The following is a 4414-nucleotide window of genomic DNA, read 5'->3' as shown; positions in this document are numbered from 1 at the left end:
AGTTGGAGGCGTATGGATGATGAGCGTCATTGTGCGGTGAAATCCTGCCCTTGGCTCTGGCGCAGAAGGTGCGGAAACCTCGGAAGCAGAAAATCGACCCAAAGAGCCAGGTCAGCCACCGCGTAATACGGCAGCCAGACATCGACATCCGGCTTCCATGCGTCAGGATTCACTTTCTGAAGATCAGCGATTCTCTTGCGCCACATCTCGCCCTGATAGCCCGGAAGTTTTGCCCATTCGTGTACTGGATCCGATGCCGCGGGCTCTGGAATGCGTTTCGACAGCTCCGCTGCGATGGAAAAGCCGAGCTCTATATCAGCTGCACTCAGGGTACGCAGCACGCGGGCATTTGGCCCACTGCAGAGTGACGATTCCGCAGACTCCTGATGAACCAGATTCAGTGTGAATGAACTTCCCGAGAGTTGGCCTCCCCAGGAACTGACCTGAAACCACAGACACCAATAACCCGGCCCGGCAGGTCGAATAAACGCACAGGAGTAACCGGGCCGCCGCTTCCAGCCGTTGGCCGTAAACCACGGACTGAGCGCGCGCTTCAGCGCAGCGTGTACGACCTTACTTGTTGCATAAATGGTCATCATGACGCCTGACGTTTGAGATGAGAGCCAGGTGGCATCAGGAGAGCCATTGAATGGCCAGCATCACAAAGAGCAATAACCAGACCGTTGAGCTCAACACAGCTGTAAGCCAGTTTGTCCATTTAATGCTCCCCGGGTACATGCGGCCCAGAACGACAGGGCTTGACGCTGCGTCGTAGAGCGACCAGCCACCTATGGCGGTAAAAACGGCCAGGCCCCACAGGCTTCCTTTTGATGCCGAACTGAAAGAAACCGCCGCAATGGTTGTGGCCAGGGCGAACCAGACAACGCTGATCCAGAGGAATCCTCTGGCCATGTCACCTTTTTCCGCCGGCGCCATCGAAGGCTCGACTGTCTCTACAGCTGCGAGCAATTCCGGCAAGGGTTGCCTGGAACGTAGCGACGCAAGAAGCAATACAGCCTGAACGCCAGACCACGCGAGAAAAATGAACAGGGCTTGAGTTGTTGATGGCATATGCGAAGAACTTAAGGTTTGTGTACCCACCCGAAGCAAGGCTCAGGCCTGTGATGCGAGCAGACCGAGGTCATTAGAGAAAAAACTTGAAGCGCGTTAAAGCTCATCTTCTTCCCATACCGCAGGGTCATCGGCCCATTCCAGCAGTAACCCGGCCCTCGATGCAAGCATGGGGGCGAGCTCTTCCATGTTCTCTCCCGTACCAATGACCAACGTTGGGTGCCGCTCTCCACGCGCCATGCATCGAGCCGCGTCCTGCCAGAGAGAAGCGATGGCATGCACCGCCTCCCGCGGAGTTCCAGCCTTGCTTGAGGAAACATAGTCGTTCGGCATATCGCCAGAGATAGCCCACCAGCCCACTGAACCAGGGCTCTCAAGGCTTTCGACGGTCCAAATTGAGACATAGGGGGCAAGGTGCCACGCAGGCTCTAAGCCGATTCGGCCATGCACCAAGCCTTCGCGTTGCAAGTATTCGGATACTTCAGCACGGCGCTCTGCACACCACTGGGCTTCAACTTCGGGGTTGTCGTAATCGGGCATTGTTAGGGCCTAACATTTGAGCTGAGTGGACTGTAGCAGCAGGCCGCGCGGAACCGGAACTAACAGCGCGGTGTCACGTGGCCTGCTGTTGCGGTCCGCTCAGATGATGGGTTACTCCCGGCGAGATACCCTAAGGTTGCAGGAACGCTTGCTCCCAGCGGGAACCAATGCGGGAATAGGTCGTGCGCGCATGCAGGCGGCTCTCTTTGAACTCCAGGAACTCAATGTGCTCCGCCTGGAGCCTGAATCCGCCCCAGTTCGCGGGGCGAGGGATTGGCTTGCCATCGTACGCAGCCACGGCGCGTCCGTATTGATCCGAAAGCGACTCGAGGCTTGCGAGCGGGCGGCTCTGCTGAAATGTCGCTGTGGCAATTTGGGCATCCCGCAGACGGCCAGCCCAATGTACTTCGGCCTCCTGTTCCGGTATTACCGTACAAACGCCTTTGATGCGTACTTGCGTGGCGATATGCTCCCACCACAGCGTAATGCCGGTCTTGGGGTTGCGAGCGATGTCCAGGGCCTTGCCAGAGTCCAAATGCGTGCAAAAGACGAAACCCGTCTCTTCCGCTTCCTTCAAATCGACAAATCGCGAACTAGGGTATCCATCCGCATCGATGGTGGAAACACAAACAGYGTTCCTGTGTTTGGACGACCCACGRCTCCTGGCGTCGAGCCATACAGTTTTGAAACGCTCAATGGGACTGCGCATATTTTCTCTTGACGTCTAAGGTTTGAGATGAGCGGCTCGACCCGGCATGCCGGGGTGCGCCCTCTTGATGGAAGGGTCAGGCATTGATGCGGCCACCTTGGCACTCACTGCACTGGCATCCATCGCTCAGCGGTCCATTTGAGTACGGTGGTTGGCGAAAGAGGATTGGATGATTTTGCAGCGGTGTCTTTGGAGAGCGCCCGAAGCGCATCTATTGCTGACGGAGTGGATTCCGATATGTACAAGACCATATCCGTTGTTGGCAGAGCTATAACAAGGAGACCTTGCTGAGCATTTGCAAGAGATGCCCACTGAGAAAGAATGGCGACGCGGCCGACCTCATACACACTACCTGGAATAGCTCCAATCTGCCCGTTTCCGACGGGCTTCGCACTGTCAGCGAGAGGTTTCAGTGTGGCTTGCAGATTCTCACCACCAAGTTCAAATAGCTGATTCTGTGATATGTTGAGCTTTCTCAGGTCGCGATCATCAAGCGGTCTCACCGCGCGCGGCGTATCGAGCACGGCTACCGATACCAGCCCTTCAACGAGTGGTTTCGCCTGAAGCGTCGGGCCATCACTACCCAAAGATTCCTGCGCTCGCTTGATATATTCGCTTGACCGGACAACGAGGCGCACTGAGCTTTTATCTACCGGCGCATTCTGTTGTTTTAGCACTTGCGCCACACCCTTGGCATACCGGTCGATTTCGGATACGCAACCAGAATTATTAGAGCGGCAAAAACCGAAAACCCTCTCTAGATTGGCCTGCGAGGCGCCAACCGACAATGTAAGTGGCCCCTTTATTGAGACAGGCGTGTCGCCAACCTCGCGCCGTACTGCTTGTGCGGCAAATTCAGTAAATGTCTGTTCCTCCATTGGTATGGCTTGGGCTGCGGCTTCAACTGAGAAGAAGGCCAACAAACTTGCCGATACTGCACATGCTTTGTTCAAAACTAGCTCCCTTGCAAATTGATGACGCTGAAAGACGCCGAAAGTTCGACGTGAGCTGTCAGGCTGTAGAGCGAAGGCAATATGCCGTCAAGAAAATTGAACACTTGGTCACGGCGCGGTTCATCCCGCAACATCGGCGCCTGACTTTACAAACAAGCCGGCAGCGCCGCTGGCCGTCATGAACGCAAAGATTGGCCAGAGTACTCCCTGGCCTGCAGATTCAGAAACGATAAGCGCGAGGCCGGCGGCACTTACGCCCAGGCCAATGCATAAAACGAAGCCGTATCGCCGCATTCTGAAGACACCGATGGAGGCGATGAGGCAGCCCACTCCGAACGCGACGATGGCAGATAGCATTCCAAAGAACATGGGTGAGTTGGGTTCGGCCTGGATGATAGCCGCGCTCCCGACAAGGACCAGCAGTACTCCAGAGAGTGCCAGGAGTGCTGCGAATAGCTTTGCAAGCATGAGGTAGGGAAGAAGGAGCCTAACGTGAAGATGACCGGACCACCAAAACCCGGGGCGAAGCCGCCTCCTGCTGTTGTGGATCCGTGTCGATTGACATGTTATGCATAAGTCACCATAAGTCACTTCTCCTCTCGTTTCGGCTTTAGCGCCCAACCCGTCGCAATCAGGATGAGGCCAAATGCCAGCAAACCCCACGCGAGCATACTCGACTCCCTCGTGGGAACGACACGCATGTAGCGCGGAGTCGAAGCGCCAGACCAGAGAACTTGAAACCAAAGAGAAAGGTCAAATGGCAACAGGTCGCCAACCCTCAAAAGCAGCAGTAAAGCAATGACTACGACAGAGTAGCCAACGCACCGAAGCCAGGTCGAAGCTCTCATGCCATTTCGGTTCGCATGCCTGCGCTGCGGATCGATGCTGGACAACGTTGGAGCTGACCGGACGGCAATACTCGCGGCGAATCGGCCTTCTGCAGCTGTGGGTCGGCATCGAGCGACATGTTGGATTTCGCCGTCACTGCCCTGCCTCCTGACTGAAATGCGGACGAACCAATATAGAAATAACTTGAGCGATAGTCCAAGCCGCCGCATACGCAACGCACGTCAACATGAACACCGGAGCCAACTCGAAGGACATGAACAATGCACCGGCTGTAGCGGCGGCGAGTGCACCC

General features: G+C 56.0%; 5 protein-coding genes. All 5 read right to left on the bottom strand.

Annotation, left to right across the window (positions count from 1 at the left end; translation table 11 throughout):
• Positions 1 to 26: 26 nt before the first annotated feature.
• Positions 27 to 599, bottom strand: coding sequence for a hypothetical protein (locus AC1D1X_RS16550; protein ID WP_477671174.1), 573 nt, complete (start codon positions 597 to 599; stop codon positions 27 to 29).
• Positions 600 to 633: 34 nt separating this feature from the next.
• Positions 634 to 1071 (bottom strand): hypothetical protein, encoded by a 438-nt coding sequence (locus AC1D1X_RS16545; RefSeq protein ID WP_477671175.1) that lies wholly within the window; start codon positions 1069 to 1071, stop codon positions 634 to 636.
• 96 nt (positions 1072 to 1167) lie between these two features.
• Positions 1168 to 1611, bottom strand: coding sequence for a DUF4826 family protein (locus AC1D1X_RS16540; RefSeq protein WP_477671176.1), 444 nt, complete (start codon positions 1609 to 1611; stop codon positions 1168 to 1170).
• Positions 1612 to 1741: 130 nt separating this feature from the next.
• Complete coding sequence (locus tag AC1D1X_RS16535) at positions 1742 to 2320, bottom strand: pyridoxine/pyridoxamine 5'-phosphate oxidase (protein WP_477698678.1); 579 nt, start codon at positions 2318 to 2320, stop codon at positions 1742 to 1744.
• Positions 2321 to 2424: 104 nt separating this feature from the next.
• Positions 2425 to 3273 carry a DUF1444 domain-containing protein gene (locus AC1D1X_RS16530; protein WP_477671178.1) on the bottom strand — a complete coding sequence of 283 codons (849 nt, stop codon included), beginning with the start codon at positions 3271 to 3273 and terminating at the stop codon, positions 2425 to 2427.
• Positions 3274 to 4414: the final 1141 nt, after the last annotated feature.

The organism is Polaromonas sp. P1_G4, from assembly GCF_056405475.1.
Note: the sequence above shows the minus strand (reverse complement) of the source record. Positions and strands in the feature narration are given on the sequence as shown.

Excerpts from the sequence above, each read along its gene's own strand:
- AC1D1X_RS16550 (WP_477671174.1), bottom strand. The coding sequence starts at position 599 with ATGATGACCATTTATGCAACAAGTAAGGTCGTACACGCTGCGCTGAAG.
- AC1D1X_RS16545 (WP_477671175.1), bottom strand. The coding sequence starts at position 1,071 with ATGCCATCAACAACTCAAGCCCTGTTCATTTTTCTCGCGTGGTCTGGC.
- AC1D1X_RS16540 (WP_477671176.1), bottom strand. The coding sequence starts at position 1,611 with ATGCCCGATTACGACAACCCCGAAGTTGAAGCCCAGTGGTGTGCAGAG.